The following is a 26,331-nucleotide window of genomic DNA, read 5'->3' on the forward strand; positions in this document are numbered from 1 at the left end:
CTGTAGATTAAAAGGGAGGTAGGCTCCTTGCTAGATGTAAATAACTTTGAGTATATGAAAATCGGTCTAGCTTCGCCAGATAAAATTCGTTCTTGGTCGTACGGTGAGGTAAAAAAACCTGAAACGATCAACTATCGTACGTTAAAACCTGAAAAAGACGGCTTATTCTGTGAGCGTATTTTTGGTCCACAAAAGGACTGGGAATGTCACTGCGGAAAATATAAGCGCGTTCGTTATAAAGGTGTTGTATGTGATCGTTGTGGCGTAGAAGTTACGCGCGCAAAAGTTCGTCGTGAACGCATGGGTCACATCGAACTAGCTGCACCTGTTTCACATATTTGGTACTTCAAAGGTATTCCTAGCCGCATGGGACTTGTCTTAGACATGTCCCCTCGTGCGCTAGAGGAAATCATTTATTTTGCTTCTTATGTAGTAACAGATGCTGGTGATACACCACTTGAAAAGAAACAGCTTTTATCAGAGAAAGAATACCGTGCGTATCGTGAGAAGTACGGACAAACTTTCCATGCAGCAATGGGTGCTGAAGCTGTTAAAAAATTATTGCATGACATCGATCTTGATAAAGAAGTAGATGCTTTGAAAGAAGAATTGAAAACTGCTCAAGGTCAACGTCGTACACGTGCTATTAAACGTTTAGAGGTACTAGAGGCTTTCCGTCATTCTGGTAACGAACCTTCTTGGATGATTTTAGACGTTCTACCGGTTATTCCGCCAGAACTTCGTCCAATGGTTCAATTAGATGGTGGACGCTTTGCTACGTCTGATCTAAATGATTTATATCGCCGTGTAATTAACCGTAACAACCGCTTAAAGCGTTTATTAGACCTTGGAGCTCCTAGCATTATCGTTCAAAACGAAAAGCGTATGCTTCAAGAAGCTGTAGATGCATTAATCGATAATGGTCGTCGTGGCCGTCCGGTAACAGGACCAGGTAACCGTCCATTAAAATCTCTTTCTCACATGTTAAAAGGTAAGCAAGGTCGCTTCCGTCAAAACTTATTAGGTAAACGTGTTGACTACTCTGGCCGTTCGGTAATCGTTGTAGGTCCGAACTTAAAGATGTATCAATGTGGTCTTCCAAAAGAAATGGCGTTAGAGCTTTTCAAACCTTTCGTAATGAAAGAGCTTGTTGAACGCGGTTTAGCTCATAACATCAAGAGTGCAAAACGTAAAATTGAACGTGTGCAACCTGAAGTATGGGACGTATTAGAATCGGTTATTAAAGAGCATCCAGTTCTTTTAAACCGTGCACCAACGCTACACAGACTAGGTATTCAAGCATTTGAACCTACGCTTGTAGAAGGTCGCGCTATTCGTCTTCATCCGCTTGTATGTACAGCATATAACGCTGACTTTGACGGTGACCAAATGGCGGTTCACGTTCCATTATCTGCGGAAGCACAAGCAGAAGCACGTATCTTAATGCTTGCTGCTCAAAATATCTTGAACCCTAAAGATGGTAAACCAGTTGTTACACCTTCACAGGATATGGTATTAGGTAACTACTACTTAACGCTTGAGCGTGAAGAGGCAGTTGGAGAAGGCATGGTGTTCAAGGATACAAATGAAGCACTATTAGCGTACCAAAACGGTTATGTGCATCTTCATACACGTGTAGGTGTGTATGCAGGTTCTTTAAACAACGAAACGTTTACAGAAGCACAAAATCAACAGTTGCTTGTTACAACGGTTGGTAAATTAGTTTTCAACGAAATTTTACCAAAATCGTTCCCATACATTAACGAACCAACAAGAGAAAACTTAGAAGTGAAAACTCCTGAGAAGTACTTTGTTGAAAAAGGTGCAGATGTGAAGGAATTCATCAAGAATCAACCGGCTATCGCACCGTTTAAGAAAAAAATCTTAGGTAATATTATCGCTGAAGTATTTAAACGTTTCAAAATTACTGAGACTTCTAAAATGCTTGACCGTATGAAAGACCTAGGTTTCAAATATTCTACTAAAGCTGGTATTACAGTTGGTGTAGCTGATATCGTGGTTTTAGGAGAAAAAGAAGTTATCTTAACAGAAGCGCAAGCTAAAGTAGATAACGTACTAAAACAATTCCGTCGCGGTTTAATTACTGAAGATGAGCGTTATGAGCGTGTTATCTCTGTATGGAGTAGCGCGAAAGACGTTATCCAAGGTAAATTAATGGCGTCATTAGACAAACGCAACCCAATCTTCATGATGAGTGACTCTGGTGCCCGTGGTAACGCATCTAACTTCACTCAGCTTGCAGGTATGCGTGGACTAATGGCCAACCCGTCTGGTCGTATCATTGAGTTACCAATCAAATCTAGTTTCCGTGAAGGTTTAACAGTATTAGAGTACTTTATCTCTACCCATGGTGCACGTAAAGGTCTTGCCGATACGGCTCTTAAAACAGCTGACTCAGGTTACCTTACTCGTCGTCTGGTTGACGTGGCACAAGACGTTATCGTACGTGATGACGACTGTGGTACAGACCGCGGTATTCTGGCTGTTGCAATCAAAGAAGGAACAGAAGAAATTGAGAAACTTGATGAGCGTCTAATTGGACGTTATGCAAGAAAAACACTACTTCACCCAGGAACAAACGAAGTGTTAGTGAAAGAAAACGAACTAATTACAGAAGACCTAGCTGAAACAATTGTGGATGCTGGTGTTGAAGAAGTATGGATTCGTTCTGCATTCACATGTAACACTCGCCACGGTGTATGTAAAAAATGTTACGGTCGTAACCTTGCAACTGGTTCAGAAGTTGAAGTGGGTGAGGCAGTTGGTATCATCGCTGCTCAATCTATCGGTGAGCCAGGTACACAGTTAACGATGCGTACATTCCATACAGGTGGGGTTGCTGGAGACGATATCACTCAAGGTTTACCGCGTATCCAAGAGATCTTCGAAGCGCGTAACCCTAAAGGTCAAGCCGTTATTTCTGAAATTGAAGGTACAATTGCCGGCATTTCTGAAGGACGCGATCGTCAGCACGAAATTACTGTTCAAGGAGAGATTGAAACTCGTTCTTACACAGCTCCGTACAGTGCACGCCTGAAAGTTATTGAAGGACAGCGCATTGCACGTGGTCAAGAATTAACGGAAGGTTCAATTGATCCTAAAGAATTACTAAAAGTAAAAGACATCACGGCTGTACAAGAGTACTTGCTTCGTGAGGTGCAAAAAGTATACCGTATGCAAGGGGTAGAAATTGGAGATAAACACGTAGAGGTAATGGTTCGCCAAATGCTTCGTAAAGTGCGCGTAATGGATTCAGGAGATACAGATGTATTACCAGGTTCATTACTTGATATTCACCAATTCACTGATGCTAATGAAAAAGTATTACTTGAAGGCAATCGTCCAGCGACAGGCCGTCCTGTATTACTTGGTATTACAAAAGCATCTCTTGAAACTGATTCCTTCTTATCTGCTGCGTCATTCCAAGAAACAACTCGTGTTCTTACAGATGCTGCAATCAAAGGAAAACGTGATGAGTTGCTTGGACTTAAAGAGAATGTTATCATTGGTAAGCTAGTTCCGGCTGGTACAGGTATGACGAGATATCGTAATGCTGAACCAATCAAAAACCAAGCTGAAGAAACGGTAACAATCGACTAATTATAAAATCATTACTCTAGAATGGATGTTTTTTAAAAAAACTACGAAACGTTAGTTGACATCCATTCTAGGGAATGATACTATATCAAAGGTGCTCCTATAAACTACCTGTTACTTTGGAGGATATGATAATGTCTTATGAAAAAGTATTACAGGCTGATCATATTATTGTAGGAACAAAGCAGACGGTGAAAGCATTAAAAAAAGGTACAGTAAAGGAAGTCATCATTGCTGAAGACGCTGATTTTTATGTCACATCCATTGTGGCAAAAACGGCACAGCAAGAAAACGTTCCGTATACGTATGTCCCTTCTATGCGAAAGCTTGGTCAAGCTTGTAGGATAGAAGTTAACGCTGCAACTGTTGCAATTATTAGTTAACACGTTTTTGAACTTTTAGTTTCAAAGACTTTGTTTTTTGCTAAAAAATGAACCACCTGGATGTGTGGTCTTACAAAAGGCGAAAGGAGGAAAAATTAAATGCCTACTATTAACCAATTAATCCGTAATGGTCGTGTGAGTAAAGGTAAAAAATCTGACTCACCTGCTTTAAACAGAGGTTACAACAGCTTCAAGAAAGCTCAAACTAACCAATCTTCTCCACAAAAACGTGGTGTATGTACACGTGTGGGTACTATGACACCGAAGAAACCGAACTCGGCTCTTCGTAAATATGCTCGTGTACGTTTAACAAACGGTATCGAGGTAACAGCTTATATCCCAGGTATTGGTCACAACTTACAAGAACACAGCGTGGTACTTATCCGCGGTGGACGTGTAAAAGATTTACCAGGGGTACGTTACCATATCGTACGTGGTGCACTTGATACTGCTGGTGTGGATGGCCGTATGCAAGGTCGTTCTAAATATGGTACTAAGCGACCAAAAGCAGCTAAAAAATAATAGCTTAACAATTAATAGATAAACTTTTAAAAGTGAAAGGAGGAAGTAGAATGCCACGTAAGGGACCTGTTGCAAAAAGAGACGTATTACCAGATCCGATTTACAATTCTAAGCTTGTATCTCGCTTAATCAACAAAATGATGCTTGATGGAAAGCGCGGTAAGTCACAAGCTATTCTTTATAGAGCATTCGATTTAGTACAAGAGCGCAGTGGTAAAGAAGCTATGGAAGTATTCGACCAAGCTCTTAAAAACATCATGCCTGTACTAGAAGTTAGAGCACGCCGTGTAGGGGGTTCTAACTACCAAGTTCCTGTAGAAGTACGCCCAGAGCGTCGTACTACTTTAGGTCTTCGTTGGTTAGTAAACTATGCTCGTCTTCGTGGAGAAAAAACGATGGAAGAGCGTTTAGCTAACGAAATCCTTGACGCAGCTAACAACACTGGTGCTGCAGTTAAGAAACGTGAAGATACTCACAAAATGGCAGAAGCTAATAAAGCATTTGCTCATTACCGTTGGTAATCTTTTAACGAAACTTTTAAAAAAACAAATTATAATATGGAAGGAGAAATACCTAAGATGGCAAGAGAGTTCTCCTTAGAAAACACTCGTAATATTGGGATCATGGCTCACATTGATGCTGGTAAAACAACAACAACTGAGCGTGTTCTTTATTATACTGGCCGTATCCATAAAATTGGTGAAACTCATGAAGGAGCTTCACAAATGGACTGGATGGAGCAAGAGCAAGAACGTGGTATCACTATCACGTCTGCTGCGACAACTGCTTCTTGGAAAGGTCACCGCGTTAACATCATCGATACTCCTGGACACGTAGACTTCACTGTTGAAGTTGAGCGTTCATTACGTGTACTTGATGGCGCTGTGGCAGTTCTTGATGCTCAATCTGGTGTTGAGCCTCAAACAGAAACAGTATGGCGTCAAGCGACTACGTACGGTGTTCCCCGTGTCGTATTCGTTAACAAAATGGACAAAATTGGTGCTGACTTCTTGTACTCTGTAAAAACGATCCACGATCGTTTAGGTGCAAATGCTCACCCAATTCAGTTGCCAATCGGTGCTGAAGATGACTTCGAAGCAATCATTGACCTTGTGGAAATGAAAGCATACTTCTACGAAGATGACTTAGGTACTCGTTCAGAATCTCGTGAAATTCCTGAGGAATACAAAGAGCAAGCTGAAGAATACCGTGCAAGCCTAGTAGAAGCTGTTGCAGAACTTGACGAAGAATTAATGATGAAGTACTTAGACGAAGGCGAGCTTACAGTTGAAGAACTAAAAGCTGGTATCCGTAAAGGTACTTGTGACGTTGAATTCTACCCAGTTATCTGTGGTTCAGCATTCAAAAACAAAGGTGTACAATTAATGCTAGATGCGGTAATTGATTACCTACCATCTCCAGTTGATGTACCAGCAATCCAAGGTATCGTACCTGACACAGAAGAAGAAGTTACGCGTGAGTCTAGCGACAACGCTCCTTTCTCAGCATTAGCGTTCAAAGTTATGACGGACCCTTATGTTGGTAAATTAACGTTCTTCCGTGTGTACTCTGGTGTACTAAGCTCTGGTTCATACATCAAAAACTCTACAAAAGGTAAGCGTGAGCGTGTAGGTCGTATCCTACAAATGCATGCTAACTCTCGTGAAGAGATTTCTGAAGTATACGCTGGAGATATCGCGGCAGCTGTAGGATTAAAAGATACTTCTACTGGTGATACTCTATGTGACGAAAAGAGTCTTGTAATTCTTGAGTCTATGGAATTCCCAGAGCCAGTTATCTCTTTATCTGTTGAGCCAAAATCAAAAGCTGACCAAGATAAAATGACGACAGCTCTTCAAAAGTTACAAGAAGAAGATCCAACTTTCCGTGCGGAAACTAATACAGAGACTGGTCAAATCATCATCTCTGGTATGGGTGAGCTTCACCTTGATATCATCGTTGACCGTATGCGTCGCGAATTCAAAGTAGAAGCAAACGTTGGTGCTCCTCAAGTAGCTTACCGTGAAACTTTCCGCGCTGGTGCGAAAGTTGAAGGTAAATTCGCTCGTCAATCTGGTGGTCGTGGACAATTCGGTCACGTTTGGATTGAGTTCGAACCTAACGAAGAAGGAAAAGGCTTTGAATTTGAGAACAAAATCGTTGGTGGTGTAGTTCCACGTGAATACATCCCTGCAGTTCAAGCTGGTCTTGAAGATGCATTACAAAACGGTGTTCTTGCTGGTTATCCATTAATCGATATCAAAGCTGCTTTAGTTGATGGATCTTACCATGACGTTGACTCAAGTGAGATGGCGTTTAAAATTGCCGCTTCTATGGCTCTTAAAAACGCAGTATCAAAATGTAACCCAGCTATCCTTGAACCAATGATGAAGGTTGAAGTTGTTATCCCTGACGAATACTTAGGAGATATCATGGGTGACGTTACGTCTCGTCGTGGACGTGTAGAAGGTATGGAAGCACGCGGTAACGCTCAAGTTGTACGTGCATTCGTTCCACTTTCTGAAATGTTTGGTTATGCAACTGCATTACGTTCAAACACTCAAGGTCGCGGAACATATTCTATGCACTTCGATCACTACGAAGAAGTTCCTAAATCAATTTCAGAAGAAATTATTAAAAAAAATAAAGGTGAATAATTGATTTTCACTCTTTATTGAAGTATAACTACTTATGTACGCTGTGAAAGTGGAGCTCATTCCCTTTCACGGCCTCATAAACCATAAACTACATGAATTTTAAGGAGGATTTTCGAATGGCTAAGGAAAAATTCGACCGTTCAAAAACACATGCCAATATCGGTACAATTGGTCACGTTGACCATGGTAAAACAACTTTAACAGCTGCTATCACTACTGTTCTTGCTAAGAAAAGTGGTAAAGGTGCAGCAATGGCTTACGACATGATCGACGCTGCTCCAGAAGAGCGCGAGCGTGGAATCACAATCTCAACTGCACACGTTGAGTATGAAACTGACACTCGTCACTATGCACACGTTGACTGCCCAGGACATGCTGACTATGTTAAAAACATGATCACTGGTGCTGCTCAAATGGATGGTGGTATCTTAGTAGTATCTGCTGCTGATGGTCCAATGCCACAAACTCGTGAGCACATCCTTCTTTCTCGTCAAGTAGGTGTACCTTACCTAGTTGTATTCTTAAACAAATGTGACATGGTAGACGACGAAGAGCTACTTGAATTAGTAGAAATGGAAGTACGTGACCTTCTTTCTGAATACGACTTCCCTGGTGACGATGTACCAGTAATCAAAGGTTCTGCTCTTAAAGCTCTTGAAGGCGAAGCTGATTGGGAAGCTAAAATCATCGAGCTTATGGACGCTGTTGATGAGTACATCCCAACTCCAGAACGTGACACTGAAAAACCATTCATGATGCCAGTTGAGGACGTATTCTCAATCACTGGTCGTGGTACAGTTGCTACAGGTCGTGTAGAGCGTGGACAAGTTAAAGTTGGTGACGTTATCGACATCATCGGTTTAACTGAAGAGCCAAAATCTACTACTGTAACAGGTGTAGAAATGTTCCGTAAGCTTCTTGACTATGCTGAAGCTGGCGACAACATCGGTGCTTTACTTCGTGGTGTAGCACGTGAAGAAATCCAACGTGGACAAGTATTAGCTAAACCAGGCTCAATCACTCCACACACTAAATTTACTGCTGAAGTATACGTTCTTTCTAAAGACGAAGGTGGACGTCACACTCCATTCTTCACAAACTACCGTCCACAGTTCTACTTCCGTACAACTGATGTAACTGGTATTTGTAACTTACCTGAAGGCGTAGAAATGGTAATGCCTGGCGACAACATCGAAATGACTGTTGAACTTATCGCTCCAATCGCGATTGAAGAAGGTACTAAATTCTCAATCCGTGAAGGTGGACGTACAGTAGGCGCTGGCGTTGTAGCTAAAATCAGCGAGTAATTTCTCGTTTCAGTAAAGGGAGTAGGGTAACCTACTCCTTTTTTATTTGGTGATAAAAGGTAAAGATAGTTTTTACTATTACACTTGCAAAATGATCTCCTTTTATATATAATGAAAAAAGTGTGCGACACATAAAAAAGTTTTTTAACTTTATTGTTGCAATATGAACCCATTTTTAGTATAATAAAAATGTTGGTCTTTGACTGCGATGATGCGGAAGGTTGCCGACACACCCGGCCGCTTTGCCATGGCGAGTGTGGGGAAATTTCCGCGGAGAATGTCTATTGTAAAATAGGCGAAAAAGGAGGGAAAATAATGGCAAAAGAAAAAATTCGCATTCGTTTAAAAGCATATGATCACAGAATTCTTGATCAATCTGCTGAGAAAATCGTAGAAACTGCAAAACGTTCTGGTGCGGCTGTATCTGGTCCGATTCCATTACCGACTGAAAAATCAATTTATACAATTCTACGTGCAGTACACAAATATAAAGATTCTCGTGAGCAGTTCGAAATGCGCACGCATAAACGCTTAATTGATATCGTGAATCCAACACCACAAACTGTTGATTCATTAATGCGTTTAGACTTACCATCTGGTGTAGATATCGAAATTAAACTTTAATTTAAAATAAAGAATGAAAAGATACTTAGGAGGTGTGACTAATGGCCAAAGGAATCTTAGGAAGAAAGATCGGTATGACTCAAGTATTTGCTGAAAATGGTGACTTGATCCCAGTAACAGTAATTGAAGCTTCTGCTAACGTAGTTCTTCAAGTTAAAAACGCTGAGACAGACGGTTACGAAGCAATCCAATTAGGTTTCGAAGATATCCGTGAAAAACTATCTAACAAACCTGCAAAAGGACATGCTACTAAAGCTAATACTGCTCCTAAGCGCTTCATCCGTGAGTTACGCGGTGTGGACGCTTCAGCATATGAAGTTGGTCAAGAAGTCAAGGTTGATATTTTCGCAGAAGGCGATGTAATTGATGTAACAGGAATCTCAAAAGGTAAAGGTTTCCAAGGTGCTATTAAACGCCACGGACAATCTCGCGGACCTATGTCTCATGGTTCTCGCTACCACCGTCGCCCAGGTTCAATGGGTCCTGTAGCTCCAAACCGCGTATTTAAAGGTAAATTATTACCAGGACGCATGGGTGGAGAGCGCATCACTGTGCAAAACTTATCAATCGTTAAAGTTGACGCAGAACGCAATCTTTTATTAGTAAAAGGTAACGTGCCAGGAGCTAGAAAATCTCTAGTTACTGTTAAATCTGCAGTTAAATCTAAATAATAATTCTTCGAGAAAGGAGGAATAACCAATGCCAAAAGTAGCATTGTTTAACCAAAACGGTGAAAACGTTGGAGAGATCGAACTTCAAGATGCCGTTTTCGGTATCGAACCAAACAACAAAGTACTTTTCGACGCGATCGTAATGCAACGCGCATCTCAACGTCAAGGTACTTCTAAAGTTAAAAATCGTTCTGAAGTAAGAGGCGGTGGCCGTAAGCCATGGCGTCAAAAAGGTACTGGTCGTGCTCGTCAAGGATCTATCCGTTCTCCACAATGGCGTGGTGGTGGCGTAGTATTTGGTCCAGTTCCAAGAAGCTATAGCTACAAATTACCTAAAAAAGTTCGTCGTTTAGCAATTAAGTCTGCATTATCAACTAAAGCTCAAGATAACAGCATCGTTGTTCTTGAAGCTCTTTCTTTTGACGCTCCAAAAACAAAAGAAATGGTAGCAGTTCTTAAAAACCTAACAGTAGAACGCAAAGCATTAGTAGTAACTGCTGATCTTAACGAAAATGTTGCACTTTCAGCACGTAATATTCCTGGTGTAACAGTTGTTGCAGCTAATGGTTTAAGCGTATTAGACGTTATGAACCATGATAAGCTTGTAATCACTAAAGACGCAGTTGAAAAAGTAGAGGAGGTGCTTGCATAATGAAAGATCCTCGTGATATTATTAAGCGCCCCGTAATTACAGAACGTTCAACAGACTTAATGGCTGAGAAAAAATATACGTTTGATGTTGATGTAAAAGCTAATAAAACTGAGGTTAAAGATGCTATCGAAAAAATCTTTGACGTAAAAGTTGAAAAAGTAAACATCATGAACTACAAAGGTAAATTCAAGCGTGTAGGTCGCTACAGTGGTCTTACTAACCGTCGTCGTAAAGCGGTAGTAACACTAACTCAAGAGAGCAACGAAATCGAATTCTTCGAAGCTTAAGATTACTAGAGAAGGAGGGAAATTGAGATGGCGATTAAAAAGTATAAACCAACCTCAAATGGTCGTCGTGGTATGTCAGTTTCTGATTTCGCTGAAATTACTACTGACAAACCAGAAAAATCGTTACTTGCACCTGTCAAGAGAAAAGGTGGTCGTAACAACCAAGGTAAATTGACTGTTCGTCACCAAGGTGGTGGGCACAAGCGTCAATACCGTATCATCGATTTTAAACGCGATAAAGATGGAATACCTGGACGCGTTGCTACAATCGAATATGATCCAAACCGTTCAGCTAACATCGCATTAATTCATTATGCTGATGGTGAAAAACGTTACATCCTTGCTCCTAAAAACCTAAAAGTAGGTTTAGAAGTTATGTCAGGTCCTGAAGCTGACATTAAAGTAGGTAACGCGCTTCCTTTAGCTAACATCCCTGTTGGTACAGTAGTACACAACATCGAATTGAAACCTGGTAAAGGTGGACAATTAGTTCGTTCTGCAGGTACATCTGCTCAAGTACTTGGTAAAGAAGGTAAATACGTATTAGTACGTTTAACTTCTGGTGAAGTACGCATGATCCTTGCAACTTGTCGTGCAACTGTAGGTCAAGTTGGTAACGAACAACACGAGTTAATCAACATCGGTAAAGCCGGTCGTTCTCGTTGGTTAGGTATTCGTCCAACTGTACGTGGTTCTGTAATGAACCCTAACGATCACCCACACGGTGGTGGTGAAGGACGTTCTCCAATCGGACGTAAGTCTCCAATGAGTCCATGGGGTAAACCAACACTTGGTTACAAAACTCGTAAGAAGAAAAACAAATCCGATAAATTTATCGTTCGTCGTCGTAAAAAATAACGGGATTGAGCTACGGTTCAAACGAACCGTAGGACAATCACGAAGGGAGGTTCATTTATGGGTCGCAGCTTAAAGAAAGGACCTTTTGTAGATGACCATTTAATCAACAAAATTGAGAAGTTAAACGAAACTGACAGCAAGCAAGTAGTAAAAACTTGGTCTCGTCGTTCAACTATCTTCCCTCAGTTCATTGGTCATACAATTGCTGTATATGACGGTCGTAAACATGTACCAGTTTATGTTACTGAAGACATGGTAGGTCACAAACTTGGTGAATTCGCACCATCTCGTACTTACAAAGGTCACGCAAGTGATGATAAGAAAACAAGACGCTAATATGAGAGGAGGCTTTTAAATGCAAGCTAAAGCTGTCGCGAGAACAGTACGTATTGCTCCTCGTAAAGTTCGTTTAGTTGTAGATTTAATTCGAGGTAAGCAAGTGGGTGAAGCGCTAGCAGTGCTACTTCACACGCCAAAGGCTGCTTCTCCAGTCGTTGAGAAAGTATTAAAATCTGCTATTGCCAATGCAGAACACAATTATGAAATGGACGCTAACAATTTAGTTATTACTGACGCTTTTGTTAACGAAGGTCCAACTTTAAAACGTTTCCGTCCACGCGCTATGGGACGTGCAAGCCAAATTAACAAGCGCACAAGCCACATCACAATCGTGGTATCAGAAAAGAAGGAGGGATAATTCATGGGTCAAAAGGTAAATCCGGTCGGTCTTCGCGTCGGTGTCATCCGTGATTGGGAATCAAGATGGTTCGCTGGCAAAGACTACGCTGACTTATTACATGAAGACTTAAAAGTACGTGAATATATCGCTAAACGTTTAAACGATGCAGCTGTTTCTAAAGTTGAAATCGAACGCGCTGCTAACCGCTTAAACGTAACGATCCACACTGCAAAACCTGGTATGGTAATTGGTAAAGGTGGTACTGAAGTAGAATCACTTCGTAAAGCTCTTAACCAATTAACAGGCAAGCGTGTACACATTAACATCCTTGAAATTAAACGAGCAGATTTAGATGCTAAACTAGTAGCTGAAAACATCGCTCGCCAACTTGAGAACCGTGTATCATTCCGTCGTGCTCAAAAGCAAGCTATCCAACGTAGTATGCGTGCTGGCGCACAAGGTATCAAAACAATGGTATCTGGTCGTTTAGGCGGAGCTGATATTGCTCGTTCTGAATATTACAGTGAAGGTACAGTTCCACTTCATACACTTCGCGCTGATATTGACTATGCTCACGCTGAAGCAGATACTACTTATGGTAAACTTGGTGTGAAAGTATGGATCTATCGTGGAGAGGTTCTTCCTACTAAAAAGAAAACTGAGGAAGGAGGAAAATAATTATGTTATTACCAAAACGCGTTAAATATCGTCGCGAACATCGCGGAAAAATGCGTGGACGCGCTAAAGGTGGTACGGAAGTACATTTCGGTGAATTCGGTTTACAAGCTACTGAAGCTTCTTGGATTACAAACCGTCAAATCGAAGCTGCTCGTATCGCAATGACTCGTTACATGAAACGTGGCGGTAAAGTATGGATTAAAATTTTCCCTTCTAAACCTTATACTGCTAAGCCTCTAGAAGTCCGAATGGGTTCTGGTAAAGGTGCTCCTGAAGGTTGGGTAGCAGTTGTTAAACCTGGAAAAGTAATGTTTGAAATTTCAGGTGTATCTGAAGAGGTTGCACGTGAAGCTTTACGTTTAGCTGCACACAAGCTACCTGTAAAATGTAAGTTTGTAAAACGTGAAGAAATTGGTGGTGATTCTAATGAAAGCTAATGAAATTCGTGACCTTACCACTGCTGAAATTGAACAAAAAGTTAAGGCTTTAAAAGAAGAGTTGTTTAACCTTCGTTTCCAATTAGCGACTGGACAATTAGAGAATACTACTCGTATTCGCGAAGTGCGCAAATCGATCGCTCGTATGAAAACTGTAGTTCGTGAAAGAGAGATTGCTGCTAATAAATAATTAAGTCTGAGAGGAGGCTTTCAGAATGAGTGAACGCAACCAACGTAAAGTTTACACTGGCCGCGTAGTTTCTGACAAAATGGATAAGACTGTTACTGTTCTTGTTGAAACTTACAAAAAGCATTCGCTTTATGGCAAGCGTGTAAAATACTCAAAGAAATTCAAAGCTCACGATGAAAACAATACAGCTCAACTAGGCGATATCGTGAAGATCATGGAAACTCGTCCGTTATCAGCTACTAAACGTTTCCGTCTAGTAGAAGTTGTAGAAAAAGCTGTTATCATCTAATAGTTAAGATAGATCGGATAAGAATGATTCATCCGAAGGGAGGTTTCGTACATGATTCAACAAGAATCTCGTTTAAAAGTTGCAGACAACTCTGGTGCACGTGAGGTACTTACTATTAAAGTACTTGGTGGTTCAGGTCGTAAGACAGCAAACATTGGTGATGTTATCGTTTGTACGGTGAAACAAGCAACACCAGGAGGCGTTGTTAAAAAAGGTGACGTTGTTAAAGCTGTTGTTGTACGTACAAAAAGTGGTGTTCGCCGTACTGACGGTTCTTACATCCGTTTCGACGAAAATGCTTGCGTAATCATCCGTGACGACAAAGGACCACGTGGTACTCGTATCTTCGGACCAGTTGCTCGTGAATTACGTGATAACAACTTCATGAAGATCGTATCATTGGCTCCAGAAGTTATCTAATTGATATATAGAACAAATACAAAATGCCTTTTAAGGAGGTGCGAATAGGATGCATGTTAAAAAGGGCGACAAAGTAGTGGTTATCTCTGGTAAAGACAAAGGTAAGCAAGGTGAAGTACTTGCAGCTTTCCCAAAGAAAGACCGTGTACTTGTTGAAGGCGTGAACGTTGTGAAAAAACACTCTAAACCTTCTCAAGTAAATCCACAAGGTGGAATCGTTAGCCAAGAGGCACCTATCCACGTATCAAACGTAATGCCGTTGGATCCTAAATCTGGTGAGCCAACTCGTGTTGGGTACCAAGTTATCGATGGCAAAAAGGTACGTGTAGCAAAAAAATCTGGTGAAACTTTAGATAAATAATTAATGAAATGTGAAGGGAGGTTTAGTTCACATGAACCGTCTTAAAGAGAAATTTACAAAAGAGATTACTCCTGCTCTAGTTAGCAAGTTTAATTATGAATCTGTAATGCAAGTGCCAAAAATCGACAAGATCGTAATCAACATGGGTATCGGTGATGCTGTTTCTAACTCAAAAGCTTTAGATAACGCTGTTGAAGAACTAGCTGAAATCACTGGTCAAAAACCTGTTGTAACTCGTGCGAAAAAATCTATCGCTGGTTTCCGTCTTCGTGAAGGTATGCCAATCGGTGCGAAAGTTACTTTACGCGGCGAGCGTATGTACGAATTCTTCGATAAATTAGTATCAGTATCACTTCCACGTGTGCGCGATTTCCGTGGTGTATCTAAAAAAGCATTTGATGGTCGTGGAAACTACACGTTAGGTGTTAAAGAACAATTGATCTTCCCAGAGATCGATTATGATAAAGTAACTAAAGTTCGTGGTATGGATATCGTTATTGTTACAACAGCAAACACTGATGAAGAAGCTCGTGAGCTTTTAACTCAGTTCGGTATGCCATTCCAGAAGTAATAACTGCCAACGTTAAGCAGAGGAGGCGAAAATGTGGCTAAAAAATCAATGATTGCGAAGCAAAAACGCCAGCAAAAATTCCAAGTACAAGAGTATACACGTTGCGAACGTTGTGGACGTCCACACTCAGTACTACGTAAATTCAAGCTTTGCCGTATTTGTTTCCGTGAGCTTGCTTATAAAGGTCAAATTCCTGGTGTTAAAAAAGCTAGTTGGTAAAACCCAAGTTTGGGAAGGAGGTAAATTAATATGGTAATGACTGATCCTATTGCAGATTTACTAACTCGTATCCGCAATGCGAACATGGTTCGTCATGAGAAAATTGAAGTTCCTGCTTCTAACATTAAGAAGCAAATTGCAGAAATCCTTAAGCGTGAGGGTTTCGTACGTGATGTAGAATACATCGAAGACAACAAACAAGGTATTATCCGTATCTTCTTAAAATACGGTTCAAATAACGAACGTGTAATTACAGGCTTAAAACGTATCAGTAAACCTGGTCTACGTGTTTATGCAAAAACTAACGAAGTACCACGTGTACTTAACGGTTTAGGTATCGCAATCGTTTCTACTTCTCAAGGTGTTTTAACTGACAAAGAAGCTCGTCAAAAGCAAACTGGTGGAGAAGTATTAGCGTACGTTTGGTAATAAGTTTTAAATGTGAATGGAGGTGTAACTATGTCACGTGTTGGTAAAAAGCCTTTAGAACTTCCAGCAGGTGTTACAGTTACGAACGAGAGCAACACTGTAACTGTAAAAGGACCAAAGGGTGAATTAACTCGTACATTCCACCCTGAAATCGAAATTAAAGTTGAAGACAACGTATTAGTTGTTAATCGTCCTAGTGACAATAAAGAGCACCGCGCTCTTCATGGAACTACTCGTAGCCTTTTAGGTAACATGGTTGAAGGTGTTACTAAAGGATTCGAACGTGGTTTAGAATTAGTCGGTGTAGGTTACCGTGCACAAAAATCTGGTAGCAAATTAGTATTGAGCGTTGGATACTCTCACCCAGTTGAGATTACTCCTGAAACAGGAATCGAAATCGAAGTTCCTTCTCAAACTAAGATCGTTATTAAAGGTATTGATAAAGAACGCGTAGGTGCATTAGCTGCAAATATTCGTGACGTTCGTCCACCAGAGCCTTACAAAGGTAAAGGTATTCGTTACGAAGGCGAATATGTACGTCGTAAAGAAGGTAAAACTGCTAAGAAGTAATGCCGGTTAGGTAAAAGAAAGGAGTGCCCGAAATGATCACGAAGCTTGATAAAAACAAAGTTCGTAAAAAAAGACATGCTCGTGTTCGTGCGAAGTTATCTGGAACTGCAACTCGTCCGCGTTTAAACGTGTTCCGTTCTAATCAACATATTTACGCACAAGTTATCGACGATTTAAATTCAGTAACAATCGCAAGTGCTTCAACGTTAGATAAAGACCTGACTTTAGAAAGCACTGGTAACACTGAAGCTGCTATCAAAGTTGGCGAATTAGTCGCTAAACGCGCAGTAGAAAAAGGTGTAAACGAAGTAGTATTCGACCGTGGCGGTTATTTATATCATGGCCGTGTTAAAGCATTAGCTGACGCTGCTCGTGAAGCTGGATTACAATTCTAATTGTAAAAGGAGGGAAAATCATGCGTCGTATTGATCCAAATAAATTAGAGCTTGAAGAACGTGTTGTTACCGTTAACCGCGTAGCTAAAGTTGTGAAAGGTGGACGTCGTTTCCGCTTCGCTGCATTAGTTGTAGTTGGTGACAAAAACGGTCACGTTGGATTCGGTACTGGTAAAGCACAAGAGGTACCAGATGCAATCCGTAAAGCAATTGAAGATGCGAAGAAAAACTTAATTACTGTACCTATGGTTGGTACAACTATTCCACACGAAATCCTTGGACAATTTGGTGCAGGTCAAATTTTCTTAAAACCTGCTTCTGAAGGTACAGGAGTTATCGCTGGTGGCCCAGTTCGTGCGGTACTAGAATTGGGTGGAGTAAGTGATATTCTATCTAAATCTTTAGGTTCAAACACTCCAATCAACATGGTACGTGCAACTCTTAACGGTTTAGCTAACCTAAAACGTGCTGAAGATGTTGCAAAACTACGTGGCAAGACTGTAGAAGAACTGTTAGGATAAGGGAGGGATATGGAATGGCAAACAAACTAGCAATTACCCTTACTCGTAGCGTAATTGGTCGTCCAGAAGATCAACGTGTAACTGTTCGTACACTTGGCCTACGTAAGTTAAATCAAACTGTCGTTCAAGACGATAATCCTGCAATTCGCGGAATGATTAACAAAGTAGCTCACCTTGTTACAGTAAAAGAGCAATAAGTATAAATTGTCACTCTAAGGAGGTGCTCCGGAATGAAACTTCATGAATTGAAACCAGCTGAAGGTTCACGTAAAGTACGTAACCGTGTAGGTCGTGGTACTGGTTCAGGTAACGGAAAGACTTCAGGTAAAGGTCACAAAGGGCAAAACGCTCGCTCTGGCGGTGGCGTAAGACCTGGCTTCGAAGGTGGTCAAACTCCTTTATTCCGTCGTCTTCCAAAACGTGGGTTCACTAATATCAATCGCAAAGAATACGCGATTGTTAATTTAGAAGCTCTTAACCGTTTTGAAGATGGAACTGAAGTAACACCAGAATTATTAATCGAAACTGGTTTAGTAAGCAAAGCAAAAGCTGGCGTTAAAGTACTAGGAAACGGTACATTAAACTCTAAGCTAACTGTTAAAGCTGCTAAATTCTCTTCAACTGCTAAAGAAGCTATCGAAGCTGCTGGCGGTACAGTTGAGGTGATCTAATGTTTCAAACAATCTCCAATTTAATGCGCGTGCGTGAAATAAGACAAAAAATCTTTTTCACTTTGTTAATGTTAATTGTCTTCCGAATTGGTACATTTATTCCTGTACCAAGTGTTAATACGGATGTACTAAAATTGCAAGATGGGTTAAATGTATTCGGAGTTCTGAATACATTTGGCGGCGGCGCGTTAAAAAACTTTTCCATTCTTGCTATGGGCATTATGCCTTATATTACAGCATCCATCATCGTCCAATTATTGCAGATGGATGTTGTACCTAAGTTTACAGAATGGTCAAAGCAGGGAGATGTTGGGCGCCGTAAATTAGCTCAAGTAACTCGTTATGGAACAATTGTGCTTGGATTTATCCAGGCTTTAGGTATGTCTATAGGATTCAACAATATTTCGGGCGGACAATTGATCGCTAATCCAGGAATTTCTACGTATCTTCTAATTGCTACAGTGTTAACGGCAGGTACTGCCTTCTTAATGTGGTTAGGAGAACAGATTACTGCAAAAGGCGTAGGTAATGGTATTTCTATCATTATCTTTGCTGGGATTGCAGCTGGTATTCCGACAACATTAAATCAAATTTATGCACAGCAATTTGAAGACGTTGGGGATCAATTATTCATTCGTATCGTAACGGTAGTTTTAATTGCGATTGCAGTTTTAGCTATTATTGTTGGGGTTATTTACTTCCAACAAGCGCTACGAAAAATTCCTATTCAATATGCAAAGGGTTCAGCTGGTCGTAATCCTGTTGGAGGTCAATCCACTCATTTACCGTTAAAAGTAAATGCTGCTGGGGTTATTCCTGTTATCTTTGCAGTTTCATTTATTATCACACCACCAACAATTGCATCATTTTTCGGTCCAAATGATGTAACGACGTGGATTCAGAATACATTTGACTATACTAAGCCAATTGGTATGATAGTGTATGTAGCGTTAATCATTGCTTTTTGTTACTTCTATACATTTGTTCAAGTTAACCCTGAACAAGTAGCAGAGAACTTGAAAAAGCAAGGTGGCTACATCCCAGGCATTCGTCCTGGTAAAAGCACACAAGCTTATTTAACGAAAGTGTTATATCGTCTGACATTAATCGGTTCGATATTCCTTGCGTTAATTGCTGTGTTGCCGGTTCTGTTCATCAAAATTGCAAACCTACCCTCATCTGCTCAGATCGGCGGTACTAGTTTGTTAATTGTTGTCGGTGTAGCTCTTGAGACAATGAAACAGCTTGAGAGTCAATTAGTGAAACGCCATTATAAGGGATTTATTAAGTAAAGCTGTTTAGTGGGAGGCAGGCTGCTTTCCCATTAAACGGATAAGATACTGAGGGGGAAGCAAGAAATGAATTTAGTGTTAATGGGCCTTCCTGGTGCTGGGAAAGGTACTCAAGCAGAAAAAATCGTTGAGCATTACGATATCCCTCATATCTCAACAGGAGATATGTTCCGAGCTGCAATTAAAGAAGGAACGCAACTAGGTTTAAAAGCTAAATCATTTATGGACCAAGGTAACCTTGTTCCTGATGAAGTAACAATTGGAATTGTGCGCGAGCGTTTAAACAAACAAGATTGTGAAAACGGCTTTTTACTTGATGGCTTCCCGAGAACAGTAGCCCAAGCAGAAGCTCTTGAAACAATTACAAAAGAACTAAACAAGCAAATTGATTATGTGATTAATATTGATGTAGATCAAAGCATTTTAATGGAGCGTCTTACTGGACGCCGCATTTGTAAAGATTGCGGAGCTACTTACCACTTAGTATTCAATCCTCCTGCGAAAGAAGGAGTTTGTGACAAATGTGGCGGAGAGCTTTATCAACGTGCAGATGACAATGCTGAGACGGTTTCAACTAGACTTTCAGTTAATGTTAAACAATCTCAACCTCTACTTGATTTCTATCAAGAAAAAGGTTATCTACGCAATATTAATGGTAATCAAGATATTAACATTGTGTTTGAGGATGTTCGTCAATTACTTGCTGGGGTTAAGCAATGATCATTTGCAAGACACCAGAGGAAATTGAGGTCATGCGTGAAGCTGGACGAATCGTGGCTTTAACTCATCAAGAGTTGAAAAAACATATCGTTCCAGGTATTACGACTATAGAATTGGATGCAATTGCTGAAAATTTTATTCGTCAACATGATGCAATTCCGTCTTTTAAAGGGTATAATGGTTTTCGCGGCAGTGTATGTGCTTCTGTGAATGAAGAATTAGTTCATGGTATTCCGGGAGAACGCAAGCTTAATGAAGGGGATATCATCAGTTTAGACATCGGAGCTAAATTCGGTGGCTATCACGGTGACTCAGCTTGGACATACGGAGTAGGAAAGATTTCATTAGAAAATCAAGAGCTGCTTGATGTGACTGAGCAATCTCTCTACAAAGGATTAGCAGAAGCGAAGCCGGGTGAGCGTTTGTCGAATATTTCACATGCTATTCAACAGTACGCAGAATCACGTAACTTTTCGATTGTAAGAGAATATGTTGGCCATGGTGTCGGCAAAGACTTACATGAAGATCCGCAAGTACCTCATTATGGTCCACCGAATAAAGGACCGCGTCTACGTCCAGGCATGGTATTGGCAGTTGAGCCAATGGTGAATGCTGGTATGCGATATGTAAAAACATTACCTGATAACTGGACAGTTGTGACAGTGGATGGTAAAATGTGTGCGCACTTCGAACATACTATTGCAATTACTGAGACGGGATATGAAATTCTGACAGCATTGTAATGTTAAAGGATGTTATCTCTATCCATTCCTCGCTAGATGCACTGGACAGTAAACAGTAATTATCTAAATTCACGATGATCGTTTTTCGTCTGAATTGCTGTTAAAATGGTAAAGATGTATATTAGCGTCAATCATCTTGAATTTAATGATTACGATCTCCGGATGTTCAGAACAGGTTCTTTTTAAGTCGTTTAATGATAGCTTGTTACTGTTTCAAAGAAAGGAGAGCACTTTAATGGCAAAAGACGATGTAATTGAAGTTGAAGGTACAGTTGCTGAGACTTTACCTAACGCTATGTTCAAGGTAGAATTAGAAAATGGTCATACAGTACTTGCTCACGTATCAGGAAAAATTCGCATGCATTTCATTCGAATCTTACCTGGTGATAAAGTAACTGTAGAATTGTCACCATACGATTTAACTCGCGGTAGAATTACGTACCGTTTCAAATAAAACCTATGCACTCCGTACTATCAAGGAGGTATGAAACATGAAAGTCAGACCATCAGTTAAACCAATCTGCGAAAAATGTAAAGTTATCCGTAGAAAAGGTAAAGTAATGGTAATTTGTGAAAACCCTAAGCATAAACAAAAACAAGGTTAATCAATAAGGAGGTGCACTATTCATATGGCACGTATTGCTGGTGTTGATATTCCTCGTGACAAGCGTGTAGTAATTTCATTAACATACATTTTCGGTATTGGTCGTCCAACTGCTGAAAAAGTTCTAGCTGAAGCTGGAGTTTCTGAAGATACTCGCGTTCGTGACTTAACAGAAGAAGAATTAGGTAAAATTCGTGATATTTTAGATAGCTATAAAGTAGAAGGCGATCTTCGTCGTGAAGTTTCTTTAAACATCAAACGTTTAATTGAGATTGGTTCATACCGTGGTATCCGCCACCGTCGTAGTTTACCAGTTCGTGGTCAAAACAGTAAAAACAATGCTCGTACACGTAAAGGCCCACGCCGTACTGTAGCGAACAAGAAGAAATAATTAGTAAGGGAGGTCATTAACAGATGGCACGTAAAACTAATACACGTAAACGTCGCGTGAAAAAGAATATTGAAGCTGGTGTAGCTCATATTCGCTCAACGTTTAACAACACTATTGTAACAATTACAGATGTTCACGGTAATGCGATTGCTTGGTCTAGTGCAGGCGCACTTGGCTTCAGAGGTTCTCGTAAATCCACTCCATTTGCTGCGCAAATGGCTGCTGAAGCTGCTGCAAAAGTTTCTATGGATAACGGAATGAAAACTCTTGAAGTTACAGTTAAAGGCCCTGGTGCTGGTCGTGAAGCAGCTATCCGTGCTCTTCAAGCTGCAGGTTTAGAAGTAACAGCTATTAGAGATGTTACTCCTGTACCTCACAACGGATGCCGCCCACCAAAACGTCGTCGTGTATAATTAATATGTATAGATTCTATTTCGTTGTCTATAATGATGATGGTGTAGAATTTATTCATGCAACGAAATGTTTTCCATTTGTTGTGCACATTCGGGAACTGTCTAATAGGGAATTTCGGTTAGGCATTTGAGAAATCAGCCGTCTAGCCGAGGTTTCGACGTTTTGAAGGAGGGTTTATATTGATAGAGATTGAAAAGCCAAAAATCGAAACGGTAGAAATCAGCGATGATAGAAAGTACGGTAAATTCGTCGTCGAACCACTTGAGCGTGGATATGGTACTACTTTGGGTAACTCCTTACGTCGTATCCTATTATCCTCACTCCCTGGTGCAGCTGTAACATCTATTCAAATTGAAGGTGTATTACATGAATTTTCAACAGTTCCTGGAGTTGTTGAAGATGTAACAAACATCATTTTAAACGTTAAAAAGTTAGCGTTAAAGATTTACTCTGATGAAGAGAAAACACTTGAGATCGATGTTAAAGGTCCTGGTACAGTAACGGCTGCTGACATTCAAGCAGACAGTGATATCGAAGTTCTAAATCCGGATCTTCATATTGCAACACTTGAGTCAGATGCTCATTTCCGTATGAGACTTACTGCTCGCACAGGTCGAGGTTATAATCCTGCCGATGCTAACAAGCGTGAAGACCAACCAATTGGTGTACTTCCAATTGACTCAATCTATACGCCTGTTACTCGCGTATCGTATTATGTAGAAAATACTCGTGTTGGTCAAATGACAAATTACGATAAGTTAACGTTGGATGTTTGGACTGACGGTAGCATCGAGCCAGAAAAAGCTGTTGCTTTAGGTGCAAAGATTCTAACGGAACACTTAAATATCTTCGTTAACTTAACAGATGAAGCTCAAAAAGCAGAGATCATGGTAGAAAAAGAAGAAGACCAGAAAGAAAAAGTTCTAGAGATGACGATCGAGGAACTGGATTTATCTGTTCGTTCTTACAACTGCTTAAAACGAGCAGGCATCAATACTGTACAAGAGCTTGCTAATAAAACAGAAGAAGATATGATGAAAGTTCGTAACTTAGGCCGTAAATCTTTAGAAGAAGTTAAAGCTAAACTTGAAGAATTAGGTTTGGGTCTACGTAAGGACGACTGATTATATCTACCTGTTTAACTACTTAACAAAGGAGGGGACCTCACATGTCTTACCGTAAATTAGGTCGTACAAGCGCACAACGCAAGGCGCTTCTTCGTGATTTAACAACTGATTTAATCATCAGTGAACGCATTGAGACAACTGAAGCTCGTGCAAAAGAATTACGTTCAACTGTTGAAAAAATGATTACTTTAGGTAAACGTGGAGATCTACACGCTCGTCGTCAAGCTGCATCTTACATCCGTAATGAAGTAGCTAACGAGGAAGCTGGTCAAAGCGCTTTACAAAAACTATTCAGCGATATCGCTACTCGCTACGAAGATCGCCAAGGCGGTTACACTCGTATCTTAAAAGTTGGACCTCGCCGTGGTGACGGTGCTCCAATGGTTATCATTGAATTAGTTTAATATTTTTAATACAGATAGAAAAGGGCGAGACAGTGTGTAACTAGTCGTTGCCCTTTTTTTATACCTTAAACCGGGTAAATAGCGTAAAAAACCAATGTAGGCAATGCTGCAATAGAAAAAGCTGAGAGGAAGATAGCGTTGAAAGAAATGTCTTTAGAGGTAAAAGATTTATGCTTTCGATACGATCCTGAAGCAGACCTAACATTAGATCACCTTTCTCTCTCTGCTTATAAAGGTGAATGGTTAGCGATAGCTGGACATAATGGATCTGGTAAATCGACGCTGGCACGAATTCTAAACGGCCTTTTGCTACCTGAAAAAGGAACGGTTCGAGTGGGCGATACTCTTTTATCTGAAGAAACAATATGGGATGTGCGCAAGCAGATTGGAATGGTGTTTCAAAACCCAGATAATCAATTTGTTGGCTCAACCGTTCAAGATGATATTGCGTTTGGGCTTGAAAACAACGGGATTCCATTTGAGATTATGGAAAAACGTATACCTGAAGCAATCGAAATGGTCAATATGAGTGCTTTTCTGGATCAAGAGCCTCATCAGCTATCAGGTGGACAAAAACAGCGTGTGGCCATTGCGGGTATAATTGCCGTACAGCCATCTGTTATCATTCTAGATGAAGCAACATCTATGTTAGATCCTATTGGACGAACTGAAGTACTTGAAACTGTTAGAAAATTAAAAGAAGAAAAACAACTGACGGTTATTTCAATTACCCACGATTTAGATGAAGTAGCAATGGCTGACAGAGTCGTTGTGATGAACAAAGGGAAGATCTATGCAACAGGTACTCCACGCGAAGTATTTGCATTAGGTTCCAAGTTAACGGATATTGGACTAGACTTGCCGTTTTCCGTTAAACTAAGCCATCGTTTTGCTTCCGTAGGAATTCCTTTATCAAAAATTCATTTAACAGATGAGGACTTGGTGGACGAACTATGGACATTATATTCAAAGAAGTAGAGCATCGTTATCAAGTTAATACACCATTTGAACGAATTGCTCTACATGACTTAAATTTAAGCATTCAATCAGGTACATTTTTGGCTGTTATTGGCCATACTGGTTCTGGGAAATCAACAATCATACAGCATCTGAATGCTTTATTGAAGCCAACTGCTGGTGAAATTCAAATCGGTGAGCGCACCATTAAAGCCAATCGAAAAGAAAAGAATTTAAAAGCTATTCGTCAGCAAGTAGGCGTGGTGTTTCAATTTCCAGAACATCAGCTTTTTGAAGAAACGGTGGAAAAAGATATAGCTTTTGGACCAATGAATTATGGCGTTTTGGAAGAAGAAGCAAAGCAAAAAGCACGAGAGCTTATCAAGTTAGTGGGGTTGCCAGAAGACATTCTCACCAGATCTCCTTTTGATTTGAGTGGTGGACAAATGCGTCGTGTAGCGATAGCAGGTATTCTAGCGATGAATCCTAATGTGCTAATTTTAGATGAGCCAACTGCTGGATTGGACCCTAGAGGCCGTCAAGAAATTATGAATATGATTTATCGTCTTCATAAAGAAAAAGGCTTGACGACGATTCTCGTGACTCACAGCATGGAAGATGCAGCTATGTACGCTGATGAGCTAATTGTAATGAATAAAGGAACGATTGCGATGAAAGGGTCACCTAGAGAAGTTTTCGGTCAGCATACGCAGCTAAAAGAATATGGATTGGATGTTCCAGAATCGCTTCGCTTTATGCTGAAGCTGCAAGAGAAATTTCAGCTTGAAGCATCGGATACGGTTATTACCTTTTCTGAAGTGGTAGAGAAAGTGCAGCACCTTATGCAGCAAGGTGAACGAATATGATGAACTCAATCATTATTGGTAAGTATGTCCCGGGTCATTCTGTTGTCCATCGAATGGATCCTCGGGCCAAGCTGCTTCTCGTATTTGCGTATGTATTAATTGTGTTTTTAGCAAATAACCCTATCGGCTATGCTTTTTTAGGTGTGTATACCCTTGTGATAGTGGCCATGAGTAAAGTGCCCGTTTCCTTTATTTTAAGAGGGTTAAAGCCCGTTCTATTTATTATTATCATCACGTTTCTTTTGCACATTTTTATGACGAAGGAAGGTCCTCTTTTGTTTGAATGGGGATGGTTTTCTGTCTATAAAGGCGGCCTTATTCAAGGTGTTTTAATTTCCTTGCGCTTCTTGTTCTTAATTTTAATTACGACGATGCTAACGTTAACGACTACGCCCATTGAAGTAACAGATGGAATGGAAAGCTTGTTGAATCCATTTAAAAAGCTCAAGCTTCCTGTTCATGAATTAGCTTTAATGATGTCCATTTCTCTTCGCTTTATTCCTACATTGATGGAAGAGACAGATAAAATTATTAAAGCGCAGACAGCACGAGGAGTGGACTTTAGCAGCGGTCCCGTTACGGATCGGTTGAAAGCTGTCGTTCCTTTGCTTGTTCCTTTATTTATAGGTTCATTTAAGCGTGCTGAAGAGCTAGCTATTGCCATGGAGGCAAGAGGATATAAAGGCGGAGAAGGGCGTACAAAGTATCGTCAATTAAAATGGGGAAGCATAGATACAATTATGCTTTTACTTCTGCTGGCAGTAGCAGTTGTTTTAGTGCTGATTAGAACGTAAAGATTGTTTG

At 40.5% G+C, this 26,331-nt stretch carries 39 protein-coding genes; all 39 read left to right on the top strand.

Translation table 11 applies throughout. The features are described 5' to 3' along the window. Window positions 1-27 precede the first annotated feature (27 nt). The 39 genes from rpoC (at window position 28) to ACRPLQ_RS25160 (ending at window position 26,321) form a co-directional block, all read left to right on the top strand. Window positions 28-3,621 (top strand): DNA-directed RNA polymerase subunit beta', encoded by a 3,594-nt coding sequence (gene rpoC / locus ACRPLQ_RS24970; RefSeq protein ID WP_013081369.1) that lies wholly within the window; start codon window positions 28-30, stop codon window positions 3,619-3,621. Window positions 3,622-3,752: 131 nt separating this feature from the next. Further along, the gene (locus ACRPLQ_RS24975) at window positions 3,753-4,001 is read left to right on the top strand and encodes a 50S ribosomal protein L7ae-like protein (RefSeq protein ID WP_013054921.1); all 249 of its coding nucleotides are present in this window, start codon (window positions 3,753-3,755) and stop codon (window positions 3,999-4,001) included. 99 nt (window positions 4,002-4,100) lie between these two features. Continuing rightward, complete coding sequence (rpsL, locus tag ACRPLQ_RS24980; RefSeq protein WP_013054922.1) at window positions 4,101-4,523, top strand: 30S ribosomal protein S12; 423 nt, start codon at window positions 4,101-4,103, stop codon at window positions 4,521-4,523. 50 nt (window positions 4,524-4,573) lie between these two features. Continuing rightward, entirely contained in the window at window positions 4,574-5,044 is a 471-nt protein-coding gene (gene rpsG / locus ACRPLQ_RS24985; RefSeq protein WP_013054923.1) for a 30S ribosomal protein S7, read from the top strand. A 57-nt stretch (window positions 5,045-5,101) separates the two neighbouring features. Continuing rightward, window positions 5,102-7,180, top strand: a complete 2,079-nt coding sequence (fusA, locus tag ACRPLQ_RS24990) for an elongation factor G (RefSeq protein WP_028412663.1) — start codon at window positions 5,102-5,104, stop codon at window positions 7,178-7,180. Between the two features lie 116 nt (window positions 7,181-7,296). After that, window positions 7,297-8,487 carry an elongation factor Tu gene (gene tuf, locus ACRPLQ_RS24995; protein WP_013081371.1) on the top strand — a complete coding sequence of 397 codons (1,191 nt, stop codon included), beginning with the start codon at window positions 7,297-7,299 and terminating at the stop codon, window positions 8,485-8,487. 315 nt (window positions 8,488-8,802) lie between these two features. Beyond that, complete coding sequence (gene rpsJ, locus ACRPLQ_RS25000) at window positions 8,803-9,111, top strand: 30S ribosomal protein S10 (RefSeq protein ID WP_013054926.1); 309 nt, start codon at window positions 8,803-8,805, stop codon at window positions 9,109-9,111. A 41-nt stretch (window positions 9,112-9,152) separates the two neighbouring features. Continuing rightward, a complete protein-coding gene (gene rplC / locus ACRPLQ_RS25005; RefSeq protein WP_013054927.1) occupies window positions 9,153-9,782 on the top strand; it encodes a 50S ribosomal protein L3 in 630 nt (209 codons plus the stop codon). 28 nt (window positions 9,783-9,810) lie between these two features. After that, window positions 9,811-10,434, top strand: coding sequence for a 50S ribosomal protein L4 (gene rplD / locus ACRPLQ_RS25010; RefSeq protein ID WP_013081372.1), 624 nt, complete (start codon window positions 9,811-9,813; stop codon window positions 10,432-10,434). After that, entirely contained in the window at window positions 10,434-10,721 is a 288-nt protein-coding gene (rplW, locus tag ACRPLQ_RS25015; RefSeq protein WP_028412664.1) for a 50S ribosomal protein L23, read from the top strand. The genes rplD and rplW overlap by 1 nt, the downstream gene beginning before the upstream one ends. 27 nt (window positions 10,722-10,748) lie before the next feature. Next, entirely contained in the window at window positions 10,749-11,579 is an 831-nt protein-coding gene (gene rplB, locus ACRPLQ_RS25020) for a 50S ribosomal protein L2 (protein WP_013081374.1), read from the top strand. Window positions 11,580-11,636: 57 nt separating this feature from the next. Further along, window positions 11,637-11,915, top strand: coding sequence for a 30S ribosomal protein S19 (gene rpsS, locus ACRPLQ_RS25025; protein WP_013054931.1), 279 nt, complete (start codon window positions 11,637-11,639; stop codon window positions 11,913-11,915). A 19-nt stretch (window positions 11,916-11,934) separates the two neighbouring features. Continuing rightward, window positions 11,935-12,276, top strand: coding sequence for a 50S ribosomal protein L22 (gene rplV, locus ACRPLQ_RS25030; protein WP_013054932.1), 342 nt, complete (start codon window positions 11,935-11,937; stop codon window positions 12,274-12,276). Window positions 12,277-12,279: 3 nt separating this feature from the next. Continuing rightward, a complete protein-coding gene (rpsC, locus tag ACRPLQ_RS25035; RefSeq protein WP_013054933.1) occupies window positions 12,280-12,936 on the top strand; it encodes a 30S ribosomal protein S3 in 657 nt (218 codons plus the stop codon). A 2-nt stretch (window positions 12,937-12,938) separates the two neighbouring features. Beyond that, window positions 12,939-13,373, top strand: coding sequence for a 50S ribosomal protein L16 (gene rplP / locus ACRPLQ_RS25040; RefSeq protein WP_013054934.1), 435 nt, complete (start codon window positions 12,939-12,941; stop codon window positions 13,371-13,373). Beyond that, window positions 13,363-13,563, top strand: coding sequence for a 50S ribosomal protein L29 (gene rpmC / locus ACRPLQ_RS25045; RefSeq protein ID WP_013054935.1), 201 nt, complete (start codon window positions 13,363-13,365; stop codon window positions 13,561-13,563). Before rplP ends, rpmC begins: the two co-directional genes overlap by 11 nt. 25 nt (window positions 13,564-13,588) lie before the next feature. Beyond that, on the top strand, window positions 13,589-13,852 hold the full coding sequence (gene rpsQ / locus ACRPLQ_RS25050) for a 30S ribosomal protein S17 (RefSeq protein ID WP_013054936.1): 264 nt from the start codon (window positions 13,589-13,591) through the stop codon (window positions 13,850-13,852). A 51-nt stretch (window positions 13,853-13,903) separates the two neighbouring features. Then, on the top strand, window positions 13,904-14,272 hold the full coding sequence (rplN, locus tag ACRPLQ_RS25055; RefSeq protein WP_013054937.1) for a 50S ribosomal protein L14: 369 nt from the start codon (window positions 13,904-13,906) through the stop codon (window positions 14,270-14,272). Window positions 14,273-14,321: 49 nt separating this feature from the next. Beyond that, window positions 14,322-14,633, top strand: a complete 312-nt coding sequence (rplX, locus tag ACRPLQ_RS25060) for a 50S ribosomal protein L24 (RefSeq protein WP_013054938.1) — start codon at window positions 14,322-14,324, stop codon at window positions 14,631-14,633. A 31-nt stretch (window positions 14,634-14,664) separates the two neighbouring features. Further along, window positions 14,665-15,204 carry a 50S ribosomal protein L5 gene (gene rplE, locus ACRPLQ_RS25065; protein WP_013054939.1) on the top strand — a complete coding sequence of 180 codons (540 nt, stop codon included), beginning with the start codon at window positions 14,665-14,667 and terminating at the stop codon, window positions 15,202-15,204. Window positions 15,205-15,237: 33 nt separating this feature from the next. Continuing rightward, on the top strand, window positions 15,238-15,423 hold the full coding sequence (locus ACRPLQ_RS25070; protein WP_013054940.1) for a type Z 30S ribosomal protein S14: 186 nt from the start codon (window positions 15,238-15,240) through the stop codon (window positions 15,421-15,423). Window positions 15,424-15,453: 30 nt separating this feature from the next. Then, window positions 15,454-15,852 carry a 30S ribosomal protein S8 gene (gene rpsH / locus ACRPLQ_RS25075; protein WP_013054941.1) on the top strand — a complete coding sequence of 133 codons (399 nt, stop codon included), beginning with the start codon at window positions 15,454-15,456 and terminating at the stop codon, window positions 15,850-15,852. Between the two features lie 30 nt (window positions 15,853-15,882). Beyond that, window positions 15,883-16,422, top strand: coding sequence for a 50S ribosomal protein L6 (gene rplF, locus ACRPLQ_RS25080; protein ID WP_013054942.1), 540 nt, complete (start codon window positions 15,883-15,885; stop codon window positions 16,420-16,422). A gap of 32 nt (window positions 16,423-16,454) precedes the next feature. Then, the gene (gene rplR / locus ACRPLQ_RS25085; RefSeq protein WP_013054943.1) at window positions 16,455-16,817 is read left to right on the top strand and encodes a 50S ribosomal protein L18; all 363 of its coding nucleotides are present in this window, start codon (window positions 16,455-16,457) and stop codon (window positions 16,815-16,817) included. Between the two features lie 20 nt (window positions 16,818-16,837). After that, the gene (rpsE, locus tag ACRPLQ_RS25090) at window positions 16,838-17,338 is read left to right on the top strand and encodes a 30S ribosomal protein S5 (protein ID WP_013054944.1); all 501 of its coding nucleotides are present in this window, start codon (window positions 16,838-16,840) and stop codon (window positions 17,336-17,338) included. 14 nt (window positions 17,339-17,352) lie between these two features. Next, window positions 17,353-17,535 (top strand): 50S ribosomal protein L30, encoded by a 183-nt coding sequence (gene rpmD / locus ACRPLQ_RS25095; RefSeq protein ID WP_013054945.1) that lies wholly within the window; start codon window positions 17,353-17,355, stop codon window positions 17,533-17,535. Window positions 17,536-17,568: 33 nt separating this feature from the next. Further along, the gene (gene rplO / locus ACRPLQ_RS25100) at window positions 17,569-18,009 is read left to right on the top strand and encodes a 50S ribosomal protein L15 (RefSeq protein ID WP_013054946.1); all 441 of its coding nucleotides are present in this window, start codon (window positions 17,569-17,571) and stop codon (window positions 18,007-18,009) included. Further along, window positions 18,009-19,301: a preprotein translocase subunit SecY gene (gene secY, locus ACRPLQ_RS25105; RefSeq protein ID WP_013054947.1), complete on the top strand. Its 1,293-nt coding sequence runs from the start codon at window positions 18,009-18,011 to the stop codon at window positions 19,299-19,301. The genes rplO and secY overlap by 1 nt, the downstream gene beginning before the upstream one ends. A gap of 66 nt (window positions 19,302-19,367) precedes the next feature. After that, complete coding sequence (locus ACRPLQ_RS25110; RefSeq protein ID WP_013054948.1) at window positions 19,368-20,021, top strand: adenylate kinase; 654 nt, start codon at window positions 19,368-19,370, stop codon at window positions 20,019-20,021. Beyond that, window positions 20,018-20,764, top strand: coding sequence for a type I methionyl aminopeptidase (gene map / locus ACRPLQ_RS25115; protein ID WP_028412665.1), 747 nt, complete (start codon window positions 20,018-20,020; stop codon window positions 20,762-20,764). Before ACRPLQ_RS25110 ends, map begins: the two co-directional genes overlap by 4 nt. A 235-nt stretch (window positions 20,765-20,999) precedes the next feature. Next, on the top strand, window positions 21,000-21,218 hold the full coding sequence (gene infA / locus ACRPLQ_RS25120; RefSeq protein ID WP_010285101.1) for a translation initiation factor IF-1: 219 nt from the start codon (window positions 21,000-21,002) through the stop codon (window positions 21,216-21,218). Between the two features lie 37 nt (window positions 21,219-21,255). Continuing rightward, window positions 21,256-21,369, top strand: a complete 114-nt coding sequence (rpmJ, locus tag ACRPLQ_RS25125) for a 50S ribosomal protein L36 (protein WP_003156543.1) — start codon at window positions 21,256-21,258, stop codon at window positions 21,367-21,369. Window positions 21,370-21,393: 24 nt separating this feature from the next. Next, a complete protein-coding gene (gene rpsM / locus ACRPLQ_RS25130; RefSeq protein WP_013054950.1) occupies window positions 21,394-21,759 on the top strand; it encodes a 30S ribosomal protein S13 in 366 nt (121 codons plus the stop codon). A gap of 23 nt (window positions 21,760-21,782) precedes the next feature. Next, window positions 21,783-22,172, top strand: a complete 390-nt coding sequence (rpsK, locus tag ACRPLQ_RS25135; protein WP_028412666.1) for a 30S ribosomal protein S11 — start codon at window positions 21,783-21,785, stop codon at window positions 22,170-22,172. A gap of 180 nt (window positions 22,173-22,352) precedes the next feature. Next, window positions 22,353-23,297: a DNA-directed RNA polymerase subunit alpha gene (locus ACRPLQ_RS25140; protein WP_013054952.1), complete on the top strand. Its 945-nt coding sequence runs from the start codon at window positions 22,353-22,355 to the stop codon at window positions 23,295-23,297. A 44-nt stretch (window positions 23,298-23,341) separates the two neighbouring features. Then, on the top strand, window positions 23,342-23,704 hold the full coding sequence (rplQ, locus tag ACRPLQ_RS25145) for a 50S ribosomal protein L17 (RefSeq protein ID WP_013054953.1): 363 nt from the start codon (window positions 23,342-23,344) through the stop codon (window positions 23,702-23,704). A 138-nt stretch (window positions 23,705-23,842) separates the two neighbouring features. Then, window positions 23,843-24,682 carry an energy-coupling factor ABC transporter ATP-binding protein gene (locus tag ACRPLQ_RS25150; protein ID WP_013054954.1) on the top strand — a complete coding sequence of 280 codons (840 nt, stop codon included), beginning with the start codon at window positions 23,843-23,845 and terminating at the stop codon, window positions 24,680-24,682. Then, window positions 24,658-25,527, top strand: coding sequence for an energy-coupling factor ABC transporter ATP-binding protein (locus ACRPLQ_RS25155; RefSeq protein WP_028412725.1), 870 nt, complete (start codon window positions 24,658-24,660; stop codon window positions 25,525-25,527). The genes ACRPLQ_RS25150 and ACRPLQ_RS25155 overlap by 25 nt, the downstream gene beginning before the upstream one ends. Then, the gene (locus tag ACRPLQ_RS25160) at window positions 25,524-26,321 is read left to right on the top strand and encodes an energy-coupling factor transporter transmembrane component T family protein (RefSeq protein WP_028412724.1); all 798 of its coding nucleotides are present in this window, start codon (window positions 25,524-25,526) and stop codon (window positions 26,319-26,321) included. Before ACRPLQ_RS25155 ends, ACRPLQ_RS25160 begins: the two co-directional genes overlap by 4 nt. Window positions 26,322-26,331: the final 10 nt, after the last annotated feature.

It is taken from the genome of Priestia sp. TRN 1309 (assembly GCF_050846875.1).
GTDB lineage: Bacteria > Bacillota > Bacilli > Bacillales > Bacillaceae_H > Priestia > Priestia zanthoxyli.

Coding starts and splice junctions, on each gene's coding strand:
- ACRPLQ_RS24975 (WP_013054921.1), top strand. CDS start 3,753: ATGTCTTATGAAAAAGTATTACAGGCTGATCATATTATTGTAGGAACA.
- rpsL (WP_013054922.1), top strand. CDS start 4,101: ATGCCTACTATTAACCAATTAATCCGTAATGGTCGTGTGAGTAAAGGT.
- rpsG (WP_013054923.1), top strand. CDS start 4,574: ATGCCACGTAAGGGACCTGTTGCAAAAAGAGACGTATTACCAGATCCG.
- fusA (WP_028412663.1), top strand. CDS start 5,102: ATGGCAAGAGAGTTCTCCTTAGAAAACACTCGTAATATTGGGATCATG.
- tuf (WP_013081371.1), top strand. CDS start 7,297: ATGGCTAAGGAAAAATTCGACCGTTCAAAAACACATGCCAATATCGGT.
- rpsJ (WP_013054926.1), top strand. CDS start 8,803: ATGGCAAAAGAAAAAATTCGCATTCGTTTAAAAGCATATGATCACAGA.
- rplC (WP_013054927.1), top strand. CDS start 9,153: ATGGCCAAAGGAATCTTAGGAAGAAAGATCGGTATGACTCAAGTATTT.
- rplD (WP_013081372.1), top strand. CDS start 9,811: ATGCCAAAAGTAGCATTGTTTAACCAAAACGGTGAAAACGTTGGAGAG.
- rplW (WP_028412664.1), top strand. CDS start 10,434: ATGAAAGATCCTCGTGATATTATTAAGCGCCCCGTAATTACAGAACGT.
- rplB (WP_013081374.1), top strand. CDS start 10,749: ATGGCGATTAAAAAGTATAAACCAACCTCAAATGGTCGTCGTGGTATG.
- rpsS (WP_013054931.1), top strand. CDS start 11,637: ATGGGTCGCAGCTTAAAGAAAGGACCTTTTGTAGATGACCATTTAATC.
- rplV (WP_013054932.1), top strand. CDS start 11,935: ATGCAAGCTAAAGCTGTCGCGAGAACAGTACGTATTGCTCCTCGTAAA.
- rpsC (WP_013054933.1), top strand. CDS start 12,280: ATGGGTCAAAAGGTAAATCCGGTCGGTCTTCGCGTCGGTGTCATCCGT.
- rplP (WP_013054934.1), top strand. CDS start 12,939: ATGTTATTACCAAAACGCGTTAAATATCGTCGCGAACATCGCGGAAAA.
- rpmC (WP_013054935.1), top strand. CDS start 13,363: ATGAAAGCTAATGAAATTCGTGACCTTACCACTGCTGAAATTGAACAA.
- rpsQ (WP_013054936.1), top strand. CDS start 13,589: ATGAGTGAACGCAACCAACGTAAAGTTTACACTGGCCGCGTAGTTTCT.
- rplN (WP_013054937.1), top strand. CDS start 13,904: ATGATTCAACAAGAATCTCGTTTAAAAGTTGCAGACAACTCTGGTGCA.
- rplX (WP_013054938.1), top strand. CDS start 14,322: ATGCATGTTAAAAAGGGCGACAAAGTAGTGGTTATCTCTGGTAAAGAC.
- rplE (WP_013054939.1), top strand. CDS start 14,665: ATGAACCGTCTTAAAGAGAAATTTACAAAAGAGATTACTCCTGCTCTA.
- rpsH (WP_013054941.1), top strand. CDS start 15,454: ATGGTAATGACTGATCCTATTGCAGATTTACTAACTCGTATCCGCAAT.
- rplF (WP_013054942.1), top strand. CDS start 15,883: ATGTCACGTGTTGGTAAAAAGCCTTTAGAACTTCCAGCAGGTGTTACA.
- rplR (WP_013054943.1), top strand. CDS start 16,455: ATGATCACGAAGCTTGATAAAAACAAAGTTCGTAAAAAAAGACATGCT.
- rpsE (WP_013054944.1), top strand. CDS start 16,838: ATGCGTCGTATTGATCCAAATAAATTAGAGCTTGAAGAACGTGTTGTT.
- rpmD (WP_013054945.1), top strand. CDS start 17,353: ATGGCAAACAAACTAGCAATTACCCTTACTCGTAGCGTAATTGGTCGT.
- rplO (WP_013054946.1), top strand. CDS start 17,569: ATGAAACTTCATGAATTGAAACCAGCTGAAGGTTCACGTAAAGTACGT.
- secY (WP_013054947.1), top strand. CDS start 18,009: ATGTTTCAAACAATCTCCAATTTAATGCGCGTGCGTGAAATAAGACAA.
- ACRPLQ_RS25110 (WP_013054948.1), top strand. CDS start 19,368: ATGAATTTAGTGTTAATGGGCCTTCCTGGTGCTGGGAAAGGTACTCAA.
- map (WP_028412665.1), top strand. CDS start 20,018: ATGATCATTTGCAAGACACCAGAGGAAATTGAGGTCATGCGTGAAGCT.
- infA (WP_010285101.1), top strand. CDS start 21,000: ATGGCAAAAGACGATGTAATTGAAGTTGAAGGTACAGTTGCTGAGACT.
- rpmJ (WP_003156543.1), top strand. CDS start 21,256: ATGAAAGTCAGACCATCAGTTAAACCAATCTGCGAAAAATGTAAAGTT.
- rpsM (WP_013054950.1), top strand. CDS start 21,394: ATGGCACGTATTGCTGGTGTTGATATTCCTCGTGACAAGCGTGTAGTA.
- rpsK (WP_028412666.1), top strand. CDS start 21,783: ATGGCACGTAAAACTAATACACGTAAACGTCGCGTGAAAAAGAATATT.
- rplQ (WP_013054953.1), top strand. CDS start 23,342: ATGTCTTACCGTAAATTAGGTCGTACAAGCGCACAACGCAAGGCGCTT.
- ACRPLQ_RS25155 (WP_028412725.1), top strand. CDS start 24,658: ATGGACATTATATTCAAAGAAGTAGAGCATCGTTATCAAGTTAATACA.
- ACRPLQ_RS25160 (WP_028412724.1), top strand. CDS start 25,524: ATGATGAACTCAATCATTATTGGTAAGTATGTCCCGGGTCATTCTGTT.